13 protein-coding genes are annotated in these 16,699 nt (G+C 46.7%); 4 read left to right on the top strand and 9 right to left on the bottom strand.

Annotated features, from left to right (window positions below):
• Positions 1-448: 448 nt before the first annotated feature.
• The gene (locus B7360_RS11310; RefSeq protein WP_085343535.1) at positions 449-2,287 is read left to right on the top strand and encodes an extracellular solute-binding protein; all 1,839 of its coding nucleotides are present in this window, start codon (positions 449-451) and stop codon (positions 2,285-2,287) included.
• Between the two features lie 65 nt (positions 2,288-2,352).
• Here B7360_RS11310 and B7360_RS11305 read toward each other — a convergent pair whose 3' ends face one another.
• The 9 genes from B7360_RS11305 to dsrO form a co-directional block, all read right to left on the bottom strand.
• A complete protein-coding gene (locus B7360_RS11305) occupies positions 2,353-2,592 on the bottom strand; it encodes a hypothetical protein (RefSeq protein ID WP_005397103.1) in 240 nt (79 codons plus the stop codon).
• 207 nt (positions 2,593-2,799) lie between these two features.
• Positions 2,800-3,378 carry a membrane integrity-associated transporter subunit PqiC gene (locus tag B7360_RS11300; protein ID WP_085343534.1) on the bottom strand — a complete coding sequence of 193 codons (579 nt, stop codon included), beginning with the start codon at positions 3,376-3,378 and terminating at the stop codon, positions 2,800-2,802.
• Entirely contained in the window at positions 3,378-5,024 is a 1,647-nt protein-coding gene (gene pqiB, locus B7360_RS11295) for an intermembrane transport protein PqiB (RefSeq protein ID WP_085343533.1), read from the bottom strand. The genes B7360_RS11300 and pqiB overlap by 1 nt, the downstream gene beginning before the upstream one ends.
• A complete protein-coding gene (locus tag B7360_RS11290; RefSeq protein WP_046874435.1) occupies positions 5,017-6,348 on the bottom strand; it encodes a paraquat-inducible protein A in 1,332 nt (443 codons plus the stop codon). The genes pqiB and B7360_RS11290 overlap by 8 nt, the downstream gene beginning before the upstream one ends.
• A 305-nt stretch (positions 6,349-6,653) precedes the next feature.
• The gene (locus B7360_RS11285) at positions 6,654-7,706 is read right to left on the bottom strand and encodes a c-type cytochrome (protein WP_085343532.1); all 1,053 of its coding nucleotides are present in this window, start codon (positions 7,704-7,706) and stop codon (positions 6,654-6,656) included.
• A gap of 8 nt (positions 7,707-7,714) precedes the next feature.
• Entirely contained in the window at positions 7,715-8,278 is a 564-nt protein-coding gene (locus B7360_RS11280) for a cytochrome c (RefSeq protein ID WP_371343672.1), read from the bottom strand.
• 221 nt (positions 8,279-8,499) lie between these two features.
• Complete coding sequence (locus B7360_RS11275) at positions 8,500-11,592, bottom strand: tetrathionate reductase subunit A (RefSeq protein ID WP_085343531.1); 3,093 nt, start codon at positions 11,590-11,592, stop codon at positions 8,500-8,502.
• Between the two features lie 17 nt (positions 11,593-11,609).
• A complete protein-coding gene (gene nrfD / locus B7360_RS11270) occupies positions 11,610-12,740 on the bottom strand; it encodes an NrfD/PsrC family molybdoenzyme membrane anchor subunit (protein ID WP_085343530.1) in 1,131 nt (376 codons plus the stop codon).
• Positions 12,737-13,504 carry a sulfate reduction electron transfer complex DsrMKJOP subunit DsrO gene (gene dsrO, locus B7360_RS11265; RefSeq protein ID WP_024703008.1) on the bottom strand — a complete coding sequence of 256 codons (768 nt, stop codon included), beginning with the start codon at positions 13,502-13,504 and terminating at the stop codon, positions 12,737-12,739. Before dsrO ends, nrfD begins: the two co-directional genes overlap by 4 nt.
• Positions 13,505-13,682: 178 nt before the next feature.
• Between dsrO and B7360_RS11260 the strand changes: the two genes are divergently transcribed.
• The 3 genes from B7360_RS11260 to B7360_RS11250 all read left to right on the top strand — a co-directional run bounded on the left by B7360_RS11260 (position 13,683) and on the right by B7360_RS11250 (position 16,646).
• Positions 13,683-15,518, top strand: a complete 1,836-nt coding sequence (locus tag B7360_RS11260; RefSeq protein WP_085343529.1) for a sensor histidine kinase — start codon at positions 13,683-13,685, stop codon at positions 15,516-15,518.
• Between the two features lie 25 nt (positions 15,519-15,543).
• On the top strand, positions 15,544-16,146 hold the full coding sequence (locus B7360_RS11255; RefSeq protein WP_085343528.1) for a response regulator transcription factor: 603 nt from the start codon (positions 15,544-15,546) through the stop codon (positions 16,144-16,146).
• A 101-nt stretch (positions 16,147-16,247) separates the two neighbouring features.
• Entirely contained in the window at positions 16,248-16,646 is a 399-nt protein-coding gene (locus tag B7360_RS11250; RefSeq protein ID WP_085343527.1) for a hypothetical protein, read from the top strand.
• The last annotated feature ends 53 nt before the right edge of the window (positions 16,647-16,699 follow it).

Here is a 16,699-nt window from a genome sequence, read left to right as displayed (position 1 = left end):
TTTTTGTATCTAATAAAAATACCAACCGTAGTAAGTAACTGCTCATTTTAACCAGTTATATCTGCTCGCTTACTTGCTTGCTTTAATTGGTGTAGGGGGGAGCTTATTCGGATAAAGGTTCTACGGTTTATTATGAGAAAAGTAGGGCTTGGTACTGTATCGATCACACTTTTGTAACATAACTCACTGTGATGCATAGAAAATGCGACCATGTATTATTGATGACTTGCGTTACAAAAGCCTAAAGAATACTATGGCGAGGATGCATTCACTGCGTTGTAAGGTCTAGGATGACCTAGTGAAACTCTTTGAAATTAATATAGAAGCTGGCAGGAAGTCACTTCATATTACGCTCCTATTATTTCCTATCTGCGTATTTTCTATTTGCAGCTTTCACACTCCGTCTTCCTTGCTACGACCTTAATCGCAAACACAACAAGGAAGAAACATGACTAAAAAACTGCCATTTTCAGTACTTGCAACACTGACCGCTGCCAGTTTTCAACTGAGTGCGGCAGAGCTACCTGCTGATATAGAATGGATTTCAAATAACAATGAATCTCTGTTCGCCTCTGAAGAAGCGGTACGAGGTGGTACTTATCGTACTTACATTCAGAGCTTTCCTCAGACATTACGAAGTGTTGGTCCAGATGCGAACTCCGGCTTGCGCCAATATTTAATGGATGGTTCACCAAAGCTTGCTCAGCGTCATCCAAATACTGGTAAATGGATCCCCCAACTTGCTAAGTCATGGGCATTTGGAGAGGACAACAAAACCGTATTCTTTAAGCTTGATGAAACGGCCGAGTGGTCAGATGGTGAAAAAATTACGGCAGATGATTACGTCTTTATGATGAAGTACTACACGTCAAAAGACATTATCGACCCGTGGTACAACGACTTCTTCACGAACAGCGTTGTCGGTGTTGAAAAAATTGACGACTACACGATCAAAGTCAATCTTGCTGTAGCTCAAAGTCATGACTCGCTCATGGTTATGATTAACATGCCGAGTAATGGTTTTCAGCCTCGTCCGGAACACTTCTTTGAAGGAGAAAAGGACGCAAATAACGATGGCATGCCTGATAACTTCGTCAGAAAGTTCAACTTTAAATCTGAGCCAACTGCGGCGCCTTACTACATTGATAAAGTGAAGAAAGGTAAGAGCGTGACATTCAAACACGTGGGCGAAGATTGGTGGGGGTATAACAACCGCTACTATAAAAACCGTTACAACGTAGAAAAAGTCCGCATTAAGGTGATTCGCGATCCTGATATTGCCATGAAGCACTTTGAGAAAGGCAACTTGGACTACTTTGAGATGGTGCTACCAAGCTTTTGGCATGACAAAACCGATAGTGATGTGTACAAAAAAGGCTATATCCAAAAGTACTGGGGCTTTAACGAAGCACCACAAGGCGCTGGTGGCCTTTGGATGAACACCGCGATGCCGATGTTGGATAACCTAGAAGTTCGCAAAGGCGTTATGGCAGCCACTGACTATGACGGCATGATTGAAAATATCATGCGTGGAGATTATTCACGTAAACCACATGGACTCGGCTTTGGTCATGGCGAATACGATGATCCTAACAATACACCGCCTAAGTTTGATGCCGATGCGGCGGTTAAACATTTCGAAAAAGCGGGCTTTGACAAAGTTGGCGCAGATGGTATTCGTGTCAACGACAAGGGCCAACGCTTGAGCTTTGCTATCACCTATGGATACAACTCTTGGACACCGCGTATTGCGTACTTGAAAGAGCAAGCGAAACTTGCTGGTCTTGAGTTCACGTTAAACTTGGTTGATGGTTCATCTGCGTTTAAATACATTCTTGAGAAAAAGCATCAGTTAGCGTTCTTGAATATGGGTTCTGGTGAGATTCCTGCGTATTGGGAATATCTACACTCGGATAATGCGAATCGACCACAAACGAATGCTCACACCAACTACAGCAGCCCTGAGTTGGACAAGTTGATTGAAGCTTATGACTCTGAGTTTGATCAGGAGAAGCGTTACGATTTATCGCATCAAATCCAAAACTATGTCAGCAAAGCGAATATCATCGTTCCTGGATACATGGTGCCTTATTCTCGAGTTGCACATTGGCGCTGGGTTAAAATTCCTAAAGATGGCATGACAAAAGCGACAGAATGGGTGCTTCATCCAATGGATATTGGTAATTTCTGGATCGATACCAAAGTAAAAGAAGAGACTGAGGAAGCGATGGAAGAGGGTAAAACCTTCCCAGAGACAACGGTTATTGATGATCGCTACAAGTTGTAACTCCACAACTTAGCGGCAATAAAAATGAAAGCCCCGGTAATTAAGTTACAGGGGCTTTTTTATTTTTACTTAACTAAGTAAGACGCTTCTAAAAGGTAGGTTTTCACATCACCAAGCAAAGAGAAGGCCTTGTCGATGGTTTTAAATCGCTCATCAAGTGAGTCACTAGATATAAGTTGGCTGAACGTTTTTACCGAGAAAGCTTCGTTTGCTTTAAAGAACTGATGCACATTTTCAAGCTGAACTTTATGAATATGCTCCACCTTATTTAGGGCGGTGGTTAAATCGGAAATATTAATCGACATTGCTACGCAAGAACCTTATCAACAAGACCTCTACATAAGGTCATAGAATGGGGCTTTATATTTTGCCGTAGAGTAGCACCAAAGAACGGATTGCAGTCTGACTAAGATCAATTTGTCTCGCTTGATTATCTACATCTATTTCGATCGAAAAAACTTCTTGCAGCACAAAAAAGGGAAGCAACTTGCTCCCTGTAATTAACATCGATCTTAGATTTTTTTGGCAATCTCCGAAGTCAGTTCTTCCAACCCGACGGACAGTGCGTCGACAAGTGCTCCATAGCCTTCGTCCTGTAGAGGCTGAGAGATTTGTATTGGTGCACTGTTTTCTACCTTACCTTCAGCATTGATGAGTAACCATTCCCCCTCAATTTCGATATTGCCTTTGTAGCTACCATTAAATTTATTTAACGTAAGCTGTAGTTTGGCTTCATCATTTTGATCCAACAGGTTGTTCATTTCAGTCGGCCAGTAATGAGTCTGTTTGTGGCGTAGTTCTGTGACGACTCTCTGAGTGATTTGCTCGGAAATACTATGCGCCCATTGATTGTTTCTTGCCTGGATAACTTGAGTCTCAGAGGTTCGGTAAACGATACCACTTTCGTTTAAATAACTTGCCAGTTTTACTGGACGAACAACTAAAGTAGGGCGCTGTGAGATATCAGAAGAGCTCAGCGTCACTGGTTCCGCCTTAGGTAGAAGGTACAAAGCCCCTTTAGTTTCTGGAGCGCTACTGCAACCCGTTAGACCGACAAATAGCGCGATAGACAAAAAGAATACTCGTTTCATTAGTTTTGGCCTTTAACTGGGATTGGGTCACTGATTTCATCTTCTCCAAACACGAGAGAGTTTGGCTTTTCGTTTAGCTGTTTAAGTACGGGTTTAAACTCTGTCATCACGCTTTCTAGTTCTTTGAGCGTGGCTTCCATTTCATTGTACATGGTTGAGTTTGGTCCATAACCATCGAGTGTTTTTTGCAACTGCTGCAAGCTTTGGCGAATATCTGTTGGGATCTCTTGCGTCTCTTTTTGATTTAAAAGTTTATCAATACTGTCCGCGACACGTTCTGCTGACGCCAACGTCTTTTCCGACGTTTTTAACGTTGCATTGAGAGAGTTAAGCGTTTCTTCCATTGGTAAGCTGTTAATCTTATTTAGGAAGTCATTAACTTGGCGCTGAACTTGGGCAAAACCACCACGCATGGTTGGAAATACATCTAAACCTTCATATTCACTTGGAACGTACTGATCATCATTAGGATAAAAGTCTGCATCAATATAAAGCGCGCCAGTTAACAAGTTACCAGTCTTTAAGGTGCCACGGAGACCGCGAGCAAACTCTTCCTTCAACTTTTCTTTGAACATAGATAAAGATTGGGATTCTAAATCTCCGTACACTCGACCGAGCTCAACGCGCACCAAAACAGGAATTTTTTTCGCAGAGAAGTTTTCTTCTGGTGTTGGTAAACGCATCGGTACTCTCGTCACGGTACCGATACGAAGACCGCGGTACTCAACAGGCGCATTCGCTTTTAAGCCACGTACTGATTCATCAAATAACATGACGAACTCAATGTAGTCATCGTACATGCCTTCTCTCAGCTGCTTAATATCATCGTACAAGCGGAAGTTAACCATGTCTTCTGTGAGTGGTTCACCGGACTCAAGACCTGGAACAGTATCGAAGGTAACGCCACCCGTTAGCATGCTCTCTAGCGAGCCAAACTTAACTTCAAACCCTTCGGCATTGAGCTGTAAATCAACACCAGAATTCAGCCAAAACTTAGTACGAGTGCGCACTAAACTGTCATAAGGTTTGAAAATAAAGAGTTGATACAGCGCCTTGCGAGTATCAACATCAAAGCTGGTTTTCTCTACACGACCAACGGTAAAGCCTTTATAAATAACCGGATCACCAACACCTAGTTTACCGGCTTCGCGGTGTGTTAACACAAGGCGCAGGCCTTCTGCATCAGGAGAAGCGACTGGTGGCACATCTAATACCGTAAAGTGCTCCTTTTCTACTTTAGATTTACCCGGCTGAAGTTGGATATAAGCGCCAGACAGCAAGGTCTCTAAACCTGAAACACCATCACGACCAATACGCGGCTTCACCACCCAGAACATGGTGTCATCTCGCAGCATGCGCTTCGCGTCTTTATTCATCTGCGCCTTAGCGATGATGTGATCGTAGTTTTCACTGAGAGTGACTTCGGTAATCAGACCGACTTTAACATTCAATGCTCGGATCTCGGTTTTACCAACCTCAATCCCATCTGCGGTCGGCAGTTGGAGAGTAATTTGTGGGCCTGTACTGTTGATGTATTGGAACAGCATCCACGCTCCCATGGCTAGCGCAAGGATCGGGACAATCCAGATCGCAGAAATCTGCTTTTGCGGTTTTATTTGAGCGGTTACGTTGTTCTCATCACTCATATTTGGCTTTCTCGTTTAAGTTGTCAGAAATCGGCTCCTGCACTTCGTTTTGTGGCAACTGCCACAACAAACGTGAGTCAAATATCATTGCAGAAAGCATAGTGAAAATGACCACTGCCGCGAAAGAGAGCGCAGCAGGGCCAGGATAAATCGCCATTAAGTTTTGCAACTGAACCAGTGCAACTAAGATGGCAACGACAAAGATATCGATCATGGACCAGCGACCAATAAACTCAGTTAAGCGGTATATCTTTAAGCGTGAAATACTTTCTTTGGGAGGAAGATATCGCGCTTTTTGCGCATTGTAATACAGCCACGCGAGTGCCAGCATTTTCGCCATTGGAATGAATACGCTAGCAAAGAAAATTACCATCGCAATAGGGTAAGAACCTAAATGCCAAAGCAGTATTACCCCTTCCATGATAGTTGAACCTTCTGAATGTCCAAGGCTTACGGTATACATCATTGGATAAAGGTTCGCGGGTATATAGAAAATGACTGACGCAAACAAAAGCGCCCAAGCTTTTTGTAAATTATCTGCTGGGTTGTATTTATGAATAGGGCTTTTACAACGAATGCAGTATTGGTGCTTTTTCGCTTCAATTGGGTTGAGTTGGTGACACGTATGGCAACCAATATGGTTGTGGTTATGGTGCGTATCGCCCTCATTTACATCGGGCAGCACGATGGCTGGAATGAAGTGTCCCCAGAGCCAGCTTTTGTCAACCATAGAAATACATTTGACTACCAGCACGGTATAAACGCAGAACGCCCAGAATGAAGTCCCCATTCCAATGTCTGCCAGAGAAGCGATTTTAATTAAGCTGACTAATACGCCAATCAAGAATACATCGACCATCAGCCAGGGTTCGACTCGAAACAGAAGGCGACATAAAACTTTCGCCATTCGTTGCTGTTTTTTGGATGGCGTATGTTTACGCGCTTTTAATGCTTCGAGATGAAGAAAGAGAATGAGACCGACATAGATAGCAGGCAATACGACGACCGTTGCGAGAAGCAACACACCTAAAAGTACATTTTGAAATTCAGCCAGCATTTTGGCCGCATGCAATAAGGTGATTTCTTGCGATAGCCCTTGCACACTGAACGACATAAAAGGGAAAGAAATGCTTAACACCAACATGATCAAACATGCCGATGAAATGGCGATCACGCTTTGATAGGGTTTAGCATTCACTTTTGTCAGAGAATGCGCGCATCGAGGACATTGAGCTTTTTGCCCTTGATCGATATCGGGAATACGAACAACAAGGCCGCACTCTTCGCATGAAATTAACTGACGGGAATTAGGTTGAATACTCATCGGGTAGGTTTTGGATTCATTTGTCCTAAGAATACTCTTTTTTCATTAGGCACGCTTGTTTTGATTCAGGAGTTTACGAGTTTCTTACTTTTGGCATCATAGTATATGGAAGTTCTAAGATATAAATAAAGTTGCGTTTGGCGCACTATTTTACTGAGAAGATGGGTATGTTGGAAGCCGAAAACCACTTAACGTTGCTGGTTTGGAGAGGGTAAGTGAATTGCTTCAGGAGAGTAAAACACCCCTGCTCAGAGAACCTGAGCAGGGAGGTGGGAGCACTGGTATTTAAGATGAACGGTTGTTTTTTACTCGATGGTTCCGCTCTTGAAAGCATTCGATCCGACTTGCTTTCCACTAATTGTTTTTCCGTAATAGCCTTGATGTTGGTGATATCTCTCTGCGTTTGCGCCCACGTTGCCTTTAAATCGAGGATCTTGTGGACGCTCGTGGCTATTGACGTATGCCGCGACATCCCACGCTTCTTGTTTGCTTAACTGGACACTTTTCCCAAGCGGCATGTTTTCGTAAATAAAATAGGCCGCGGTGTTAATCCGGTGCATACCTGCACCCCAGTTATACGCAAATTCGCCCCAAAGCGGAGGAATGTATGAATGGCCGTCGGTGCCTTTGATACCCGAGCCGTCGGCGCGATGGCAAGTTTCGCAGTTCTTTTCGTAGACTAATGCCCCTCGCTCTGGTGATGGTTCTTGCTCAGGGGCGGCGATTTTTGGATAGCCACGTCCAGAGAGATTACCTCGTTCTTCAATTGGTAATGCTTGCGCGATGGCTTCGGGCAGCGGGAAGTCTTTTGCTTTTCCACCAACTTGCAACGCTTTTGCGTCTAGCTCCGGAATTGGTTCATCCGTCATACCATGTTTGTCGAGCAAGCCGCCCATCGCCAACCAGTAGGCGTAAGTACTAAGGGCAACAATTTCTGGCGAATCGTAAGCGGGCGCTTTACCGTTCATGGAATATTCGAAACAACCTTGAATACGGTCTGCGTAGCTGTTTACGCGATCGTTTTTCTTGCGATAAGCCGGGTAGGCCATGTAAGCCGCCCATAGAGGTGCTGCATTGGCTTTTCGTCCTGCTTCCATATGGCAATTCACACAGTTTTGTTCGTTACCAACGTATTTTCCGCGCATTTGTTGCGAGTTAACAAATAGGGAATAACCACGTTTTACTTGCTCACCAAAGGCGGTGTTTGGAATTTTACTCAGATCGCGAGGCTGCAAATATTCACCGTGATTCTCTTTTTTCACCGCAGGCAGTTCAGTTTGACGATCCGGCAGTGGCTCGTTGGCCAAAGTAGCAGCAGAGATGAGAGGCAATGCGAACAAAGAATAGAAACGTTTCATGACTGCTCCTAGTAACGTAATGAGGCAAAGTAGTAAGCAAGGTTTTCGATCTCTTTGTCAGTGAGATTCTTTGCGATGATCCCCATCATATTGAGCGGATCGCCACTGCGAGTGCCGTTTTTCCATGCCATCAATTGCGTTTTTAAGTAATCAGCATGTTGGCTTGCGAGGCGAGGGAATTTGTCGACGCCCATTCCGCTGGCTCCATGACAAGTCGCGCAAGCTGGAATGTTTCTATCCCAATCGCCTTGGAAGATTAATTTACGATACGGGTTACGAATGTCGGCTTGATCGCCGCGTTGCTCTGGGTTGGTGAACTCGTAGCTTGGAAGGTTAGCAAAGTAATCCATGACTTCTTTACGAACGGCAGGATCGCTAAGCTCCTTCGCCATGCCTTGCATGACCACATTTTGGCGTTCACCACTAAGGAAGAGTTCTATTTGGGTGTTGAGATAATTCGCGTTTAAACCAGCGATCATCGGAGCGATATTTGGCTGTCCCATGCCATCTTGGCCGTGACAACCGCTACATACGCTGGCTTTTTCCGGAATAGACGAGGCGCTTGCGCCCATAGTGGTGGCTAGCAAATAGGCTGTCACCACTGGAAGAATCTTTGACATGCTGACTCACTTTAATTGTTATTAATATCTCCAAGTGCTACTTGGTAGTCACTGGGACGATATTGTCGGCCTTGTCAATAAGGAAAGGTATTGTGGATTTCCACATATTTAGAGGATGTGAAGAGCTGCTAAATGGCAGCTCTTATAAGGTAGAGGCATTTTAACTTGCAGCGTTACGCCTTGCGTATTTTGGCGGGTAATGATTGGCGAGCCGCGGCTCCTACCACCCAATCCAACAACACGCCTTTGCCTTCTCGGGTTGGGTCAATTAAGCCAATGTCGTTAATGTTGACGCCATCTTGGCTGCGCGTTTTTACGGGTTGCTGTTTATCACCGATCCAGTGTGAGCGTTGCCCTAGCTCGGTATGGCCAAACCCATGTTCAAACCCGAGTGTGCCAGGGCGAATCCCGCTGACTATCATCGCAAGTGCTTTGGTGCTTGCAGATGGAGTCTCGATAACAAACTCATCACCCGTTTTAATGCCTGCGCGTTCGGCATCGATTGGATGGATGTACACTGGGTTTACGCCTTTAATCGAGTTCAACCTTGGCGATAGGTTGGACACCGCACTGTGAATGTTGGATTTAAAGTTAGTCAGGCTGAAAGGCCATTCTGAGCTTGGGAACTGGTCTTCCATTGGTGTGCCGTCGGCCAGCTTTTGTGGATGCCATGTTGGGCAACCGGTGTAGAAATCCCCCGTCATAGTGTTTCTTGCGCTGCCGACACGTTCATTCCATATCGCAACAGGTCGTGTCCATTTGTGCTTCATTTGCTCACCTTGATACGCTTCGCTGGCATTTTCAAAGCGTCCGCCGCGAGCAAAAATAAACGCCACACGTTTCATCTCATCTGCTGTCAGCGTCTTCTGCATGGCTGGCATTAAACGCTCTAGGCCGGACCACGCAATGTCTTCTGCCGAAACTTCAGGCACGCCGCCTTTCACATAAGCCAAGTTTGCCGCGGAACGTAAGTAGAAGTCTTCAGCGCTGTGGAGAGCGTGCCAATTCCCTTGTGCATCTTGAATTGCGTTGTCACCAAAGCCGCCTAGTTGCATTTTCTTAGCGACATCAATCAGAAAGTTCTCTAAGCAAATCGATCGACCGTCGGCGGTTTTCTCTGTTCGCGCTTCCACAATCGGCCAACGAGCGGTGACGGTTTTCACCGGAACGTCGTGCCAAGGCGTTGCCATACCCCAGCTTTCGTAGGTGACCGTGTCCGGCACAATATAATCCGACAATGCGGTGGTTTCGTTAATGAACGCATCAACAGACACAATCAAACCGAGTTGTTTTGGATCTTTAAGCTTGTCTTCCAGCAGCGTTTTCAAACCGGGCACACCATACATTGGGTTCGCCATGTGGTTGATCCACGCTTTTACGCGGTATGGATAACCATCAATAGCCGCAGACAGATGCTCCGTCAGCAGTGGCGCGGCGAACGGATACCAAGGCGCACGAGTAGGGTACGGAGATTCACCAGCCTCAACGCGACGTTTGTATTCGCTGGTTTTGTGGTATGGGAATTTACTGCGCGATAGGAAGACGCCTTTCGGGCCGACTTTGCCAGCAAACTTGGTGAAGTCGTAACGAGGACCCGCAGCGGAAGTTGGGTAGCCACCCGCTTTCGCCACCGCGCCGCCTTTCATGTTGATGTTACCAATCAACGCATTGAGCATCATGATGGTAAACGAGTTATAGAACCCATTGGTGTGCATGTTGCCACCGTGGGTATCGACCACCGCTTTTGTGCCATAGCTTGTGAAGCGTTTCGCTAGTTCTGCGATTTGCTCTACAGGGATCTCACATTGTTGACTGTAGAACGCAAGGCTGTATTTAAACGCCTCTTCTTTGAGCCTTTGCAGAGACGATTTTACGCGCACTTTGCCTGATGCAAGCGAAACCGTTTTATCGACAAACAGTGTCGCTTCCTCAGTTTGGGTATGAACACCAAATTGGCCACTTTGCTCTTCCACGATGACGTACGGGTCGGAATCAGACAACGCTTCGCCCTCGAATGGCAGATTCAGATCCGATGCGCGTAAAAACGTGCCGTTTCTCGGGTGCTGCTCATCGCTTATCACGAGATGTGTAGCATTACACCAGTGCGCGGTGCCTGCTCGTTTCATCGCGTTTGCCCCCGGCTGCGCCAAGAAGGTTTTGTTGTAGCGTTGGTTTTCGATGATCCATTGGATCATGCCAAGCACGAGGGCAGAGTCGGTGCCCGGTTTGATTGGTATCCAGCGGTTATTGTCACCTGCCGCCAAGCTCGATGAACCCGCAGGCAAACTTGGTGTGATGATGGTGTATTCCAAGCTGCCTTCTGTTCGCGCATTGGCGAGTTGGCGCGCCTGACGCTTAAAAGGGTTACCCGCTTGAGCTGGCGACATACCGATGAAGATGATGTATTCCGCATTATCAAAGTCTGGCTTTAAGTGTGCGTTCTTATCTAAATCGTTCATAAATGCGCCGCTGCCAGCACGAAATGCATAGCCGCAGTAAGAGCCATGATGCCCAAAGTTACGCGTACCATAGCTGTTGAACGCGAAGCGTTTGAATATGTCGTCTCGGCCTTCGTTACCAGCGTTGGTCATTAACAATTGGTTGGCTTTCGGTCCATATTCTGGGTTTTCAGGATCAACGGGCGTTGTTAAATCGCGAATGTCGCGCAAGCCATCAACATGGCCTTCACCAAATAAATCTCCGCCTTCTACGACTTCTTCTATCAATTGCTCGTAGCTGATCGGAATCCATTTCCCCTCGCCGCGTTTGCCTACTCGTTTCAGCGGCTGAGTAATGCGGTACGGACTGTTGCGAATTTCTAGCATCCCATTGCCACGAGCACAGGCGGTGGAGCGACCTTCAAGACCCGCTTCTCCTGCCAAACTTAAATAAGCATCTTTGACTGGAGTTTCGAACGGAATGTGTTGCTGATGAGACAATGGGTGATATGGGTTGCCAGTAATACGCAAAATCTCGTCGTTACGGTTATCAATGCGCACACGCAACCCGCACAGTGACCAACAGCCAAAGCACATGGATGGAGCGACGCGCTGATTTGGATTCGGGATTAAGTTGCCTTTGTTGTTGACCGTGTACTCTGGTTCAAGCGAGTTACCGTGGTGAATATCACGCGTTTTTTCTCCTGCGGTGCCTTCGAGCGCACCCTCGACCATATGTTTGGTAGTGGTGGCGTAACCCGCAGCGAATGCGCCAAGCCCACCCACTGCAATACCTGATTTCAAAAACTGACGGCGTTTGTTATCCATGATGAAATCCTCTTTGATTAGCGTTCAGTTAAGGTGAGTGATGAGGCTTTTGCTTCGATATTTTGTTTTGGTTGAACCAGCTCTGAGCCGAGCAGTGCCAGTGCAAGCCATAATCCGAGCATGCCGATAATGCCTATCCAACCATTTCCATCCATAGTGAGTTGGTATGGATACAGCCCTGCATCGAACTTGGCGATGGTTTGTACTTCCATGATGGTGAACCAGCGAATTAGCCACGCGCTTGCCAATGCGGCAGCAGACACAAAGCCGAGCCCTATGACGTGACGAAATCTGGCTGATGCGGACTTTTGGGTATCGCGCAAGAAGATGAAGGCGAGCAAAATACAACCTAAAACGACAAAAGTGAGCAAGGCAATGTTGTGCATCCATTGTTCGCTAGAATAGAGCGAAAATGTAGAGTTGTTGGATGCCCAAATGGGTAGGAGAATCAGCGTCAGAACGCCGCTCGTTACCAGTGACTTTTTGAGTAAATTGTTATCACCAGAAGTGAGAGTTTTCGATTGGCTAGGCAGCAGTAACCAAATCAGCAGAGAAAATCCGACTGCGCCCATAAATGCAGTGACAAACCAAAGAATTGGTGACGCGGGTTGGTGCCATAAAGGGCGCGATTGAACGACTGCAATTTCAGCTCCAGTATAAAGGGCGATGGTTAAGCCTGATAACACGGTGATTGCAGATATTGTGAGCATCACTTTGCGAGAAATAGCCCATTCACCAAGCGACAACTTAGATAACAGAGGTAGTACTTTTCCCGGTTGATTTCGCAGTGCGATAAGATCCTGACGCAGATACAGCCATGCTGTCGCAACCGCCAGCGCAGAAAAAACAGGCAGGAACAGCGAGCCTAGAGACATCCATGACCACGGCGTGATGTGCGCGTAAAAATGCCAAGCTCGTCCCGGCTGGTGAAGGTCGCCAGTTAACGCCAACGGGCCTACGATAGCGCCGATGGCCATCGTTAGCACCAGCGCGGCGCGTAACCGATGACTGGTGTATTGCTCAAATAACAGTGCGATTAGGAACAAAATAGCGGCAGCGTAAGCAGACCCGATGTAGAAGAAGTACTGCACCGCCCACGGGAGCCAAGCCATCGCTTGAGGTTGGACTAACACTTCGGTGATGTTCATGCTCGCTCTCCTTGTGGGTCGTAAATAGCTGGCTGCCCGTCGATGTGGCTGGTGAAGCGTTCATCCATGCCGATGTAAAACACATGCGGCTTGGTCTCTTCATTGGGCTTTAGCACTTTGATGTCGTCTTGGTGCTTCGTAATTAAGCGACGGACTTCACTTGATGGATCATTCAAATCACCAATCACTCGAGCGCCGCCCACGCAGGTTTCCACGCAGGCAGGCAATAGACCTTGTTCTAGACGGTGAGCACAGAAGGTACATTTATCTGCGGTGAGGGTGTCTTCATTGATAAAACGAGCATCGTAAGGGCAGGCTTGTACACAATACGCACACGCTACGCAGCGACTGTTATCCACCATGACGATGCCATCTTCTCGCTGAAAGGTTGCTTGAACGGGACAAACGGCTACGCACGGCGGGTTATCGCAATGATTACAAAGTCGAGGCAGCATAAAAGCCTTCGCTTCTTGTGTGGCTGTGGAACCGTCATCGAGCGTAACTTCGTATTGTTTCACTGTGGTTCGGAACTGACCGATTGGCGCTTGGTTTTCAATGCTGCAACCTACGGTGCACGCTTGGCAGCCGACGCATTTACGTAAATCGATCACCATGGCGTAACGTTTTCCGACTTGTCCTTTTCGGTCGGCGGATTGATTGTTGCGAATAACATTGCCCGCGGTTGCGGTGCCAATACCTGCAATGGGGATCAACGCGGCACCCGCTGTAATGGCGCTAAGAAAGCGACGTTTGGTGGAATCCATAACTCACCTGCTGTTAGTTGAATTTGAACTGACTGATTCCATTGTGAGAAATGCGCTGCGAGGTCGATATAGTGGATTTCCACATACCCAGATCAAAGTTGATCTAAAACAAATGTGGTTTACGGAAGGTAGCTGTTATTCTTGCTTCATTATTTTCGAAGGAACGATTCGACTCATCATGAACAAAACGCCACGGTTGCTTCAGTTTTGGATTCTGTGCTTGGTTGTCTTTGCATCTTTAGCTCAGGGCTCTGTTTCTGAACAAGAATATCTGCAAGAAATGCAGGAGCAAAAGGCAGTGCAGCCAGAGGCCAAGCAGAAAGTCGAAGTGGGCGTGTTAGCGATACGTGGTCACCTTTATGCTGAGCAGAGATGGCAACCGACCATTGATTGGCTCAATCAGCAAATTTCTGATGTGCATTTTGTTCTTCATCCCCTTAACTTGGATGAAATGGGCCAAGCGGTGAAGTTTCAGACCATGGACTTCATATTAACTAACCCCGGTCAGGCAGTGCGATTGGGCAGGCAATACGCGCTATCGTGGATGGCAACGCTAACCAGCCGAGCGCCGCAAAATTCGAACTACGGCATTGGTTCGGCGCTGGTGGTTCGAGCCAGTTCAAGCTATCAAACATTGCAAGATGTCTCAGGGCTTCCCGTTGCTGCTGTATCAGAAAAAGCCTTTGGCGGTTACTTAACGCTGCGTTACCAGATAGTCGAAATGGGTCTTAATCCTAACGATTTCTTTGCTGATGTCCGTTACCTCGGCTTTCCTATTGACGCCAACCTGTATCAATTGCGTGATGGTAATGTGGAAGCCGCTGTCATCCCTGCTTGTTTATTGGAACAGATGCAAAATGAAGGTCTGTTACAGCAAGGTGATTTTCGAGTCCTAAATCAACAGCCAAATGAACATTCTTCGTGCGCTGTTTCTACGCCGTTATATCCAAACTGGTCATTTGCCAAAACAGAGCGTGGCTCAGCTCAGCTCGCCAAACAGATTGCGCAAGTCTTGCTTGCTGTGCCGCCAGATCACCCTGCGATTATTGCGGCCGGCGCGTCAGGTTGGACGTCACCCGTCAGCTTGCTGAGCATCGACAAACTTTATCAGGCGCTAGACCTCCATCCGTTGCAACAACCTTGGTGGAGTGAGGCGCTGCGCTGGCTGCGTAGCCATCAAGAATGGGCGTGGGCACTGTTCATTTTTGTGATTGTATTGAACGCTTACCACTTCTGGCTTGAGTATCGTTTTAGCAAGAGTAAGCAGGCGTTGGAACAGACATCGTTACGTTTAAAAGAGAAAAGTGAGCAGTTAGAGCATTCACAAAGAGTCGCGATTGTCGGTGAAATAGGCACTAGTCTTGCCCATGAACTCAATCAGCCATTGGCGGCCATTCGCAATTACAGTGAAGGCGGTTTACTTCGCTTGGCCAAAAAACGCCCTCATGAAGATATTGTCCCAGTGCTTGAGAAAATACAGGGGCAAGTTGAACGAGCCGATGCAATTATTCAGCGCTTAAGAACGTTGATCCGCAAGCGTAGTGTCGACAAAGCGCCGTGCGACCTTCAACTACTCATTGATGACACGATTGAGTTGCTCCATTTTCGAATGCAGAAGCAAAATATTTCGATTGTGACCAGTATAGAAGGGAACGTCCGTCCGGTACTTGTCGACGCTGTGGGCGTTCAACAGGTTTTAGTTAATGTGATCAGTAACGCGATTGATGCGTGTACTTTGTTCCAAGAGAAATATCACTCGTCAGGTTATCAAGGTAAAATTGCCCTGCATAGTGACTACCAAGTCAATCAACTTTCCATTCGAGTATTGGACAACGGCACAGGGTTGCAGCAAGAGAATCCAACTCAAGCGTTTGTGAGTAGCAAAGAAGAGGGGCTCGGGCTGGGGTTAGCCATTTGTCGTGATGTAATGGAAATGCATGGTGGCGAGTTTCTCATCAGCTCGACAGCGCCACATGGTTGTTTGGTTGAGCTCGTGTTTCCATATCAAAACTAATCTGAACTAGGCATAGGAGCATTCAATGAGCAGCGGTGAAAAGCAGCTACCTGTTTTTGTAGTCGACGATGATGAATCGGTGCGTGACTCGCTCGCTTTTATGTTGGAAGAACATGACTTCAACGTCACCACTTTTGCTGATGGGCAGTCTTTCCTTGACGAGGTGGACGTTCAGCAAGCGGGGTGTATCATTCTTGATAGTCGAATGCCAAATCTTCGTGGTCAGCAAGTCCATCAAGTTTTAAATCAAGCCAACAGCCCCTTGGCCGTTATTTACCTGACGGGGCATGGTGATGTCCCGATGGCGGTCGATGCATTACAAGCTGGCGCGGTCAATTTTTTCCAAAAGCCAGTCAAAGGCGATGAGTTGGCACAAGCCATTTTGCAGGGGCAAGTGCAGTCGGCTGCAAACCTTGATATGGCGGCGGCAAAATCGGCGTATGAATCGCTCACTCCCAGAGAAAAAGACATTTTACGTTTGATCATTGCAGGCAAGCGCAACATTCGAATTGCCGACGAACTTTGCATTGCAATGCGCACGGTTGAAGTACACCGCGCCAACCTATTGAAAAAGTTCTCAGCGAAAACCGTCGCAGAGTTGGCATATATTTATGGCAAGCTAGATTAGAGCTTAGTGAGTGACGCTTCTTAATGTTATTTGTGGATACAACTTGAGCTTTATGACGACTCGCGTATTATCTTCTTCGTTCCTACTTTATCTGAATTCTTATGAGTTTATTGACTAAACGACATCACACACCACATAAACGGGTGAAATGGCTACTAGCGATTATTGGCTGGGTGGTTGTCGTGTGTCTGATGCAAAATTCAGGTTTTGCATCGTCATGCTCTATGAAGTACGAGACGGTATCGCCTGCTGTTTCACTTACTGATGAGGGGTCGAGCGTCAAGTCGATTGATGCTAAAGAAACCAGCAAATGCGAATTGTCTGAAAAGTTAATTCAATTTTCTCAACATCAGATCGATGCATTTATTGTTGTTCTGTTTGTCGGTCTTTTGGCGTCGGCTATTTGGATGTGCTGCACTTATATTCGCGCACAACATTGGACGGAGCCGATAGGTCGTAAGTATCGAGTCCATCTGACTTTCTGTGTATTCCAAGAATAAAAACGTGCTTTCTGACCAATAACGTCAGCGATTTAGCACATTTGTTTTTATTA

The organism is Vibrio sp. ArtGut-C1 (assembly GCF_002105475.1).
Classification (GTDB): domain Bacteria; phylum Pseudomonadota; class Gammaproteobacteria; order Enterobacterales; family Vibrionaceae; genus Vibrio; species Vibrio diabolicus.
Note: the sequence above shows the minus strand (reverse complement) of the source record. Positions and strands in the feature narration are given on the sequence as shown.

Excerpts from the sequence above, each read along its gene's own strand:
- B7360_RS11310 (WP_085343535.1), top strand. The coding sequence starts at position 449 with ATGACTAAAAAACTGCCATTTTCAGTACTTGCAACACTGACCGCTGCC.
- B7360_RS11305 (WP_005397103.1), bottom strand. The coding sequence starts at position 2,592 with ATGTCGATTAATATTTCCGATTTAACCACCGCCCTAAATAAGGTGGAG.
- B7360_RS11300 (WP_085343534.1), bottom strand. The coding sequence starts at position 3,378 with ATGAAACGAGTATTCTTTTTGTCTATCGCGCTATTTGTCGGTCTAACG.
- pqiB (WP_085343533.1), bottom strand. The coding sequence starts at position 5,024 with ATGAGTGATGAGAACAACGTAACCGCTCAAATAAAACCGCAAAAGCAG.
- B7360_RS11290 (WP_046874435.1), bottom strand. The coding sequence starts at position 6,348 with ATGAGTATTCAACCTAATTCCCGTCAGTTAATTTCATGCGAAGAGTGC.
- B7360_RS11285 (WP_085343532.1), bottom strand. The coding sequence starts at position 7,706 with ATGAAACGTTTCTATTCTTTGTTCGCATTGCCTCTCATCTCTGCTGCT.
- B7360_RS11280 (WP_371343672.1), bottom strand. The coding sequence starts at position 8,278 with ATGGGCGCAAGCGCCTCGTCTATTCCGGAAAAAGCCAGCGTATGTAGC.
- B7360_RS11275 (WP_085343531.1), bottom strand. The coding sequence starts at position 11,592 with ATGGATAACAAACGCCGTCAGTTTTTGAAATCAGGTATTGCAGTGGGT.
- nrfD (WP_085343530.1), bottom strand. The coding sequence starts at position 12,740 with ATGAACATCACCGAAGTGTTAGTCCAACCTCAAGCGATGGCTTGGCTC.
- dsrO (WP_024703008.1), bottom strand. The coding sequence starts at position 13,504 with ATGGATTCCACCAAACGTCGCTTTCTTAGCGCCATTACAGCGGGTGCC.
- B7360_RS11260 (WP_085343529.1), top strand. The coding sequence starts at position 13,683 with ATGAACAAAACGCCACGGTTGCTTCAGTTTTGGATTCTGTGCTTGGTT.
- B7360_RS11255 (WP_085343528.1), top strand. The coding sequence starts at position 15,544 with ATGAGCAGCGGTGAAAAGCAGCTACCTGTTTTTGTAGTCGACGATGAT.
- B7360_RS11250 (WP_085343527.1), top strand. The coding sequence starts at position 16,248 with ATGAGTTTATTGACTAAACGACATCACACACCACATAAACGGGTGAAA.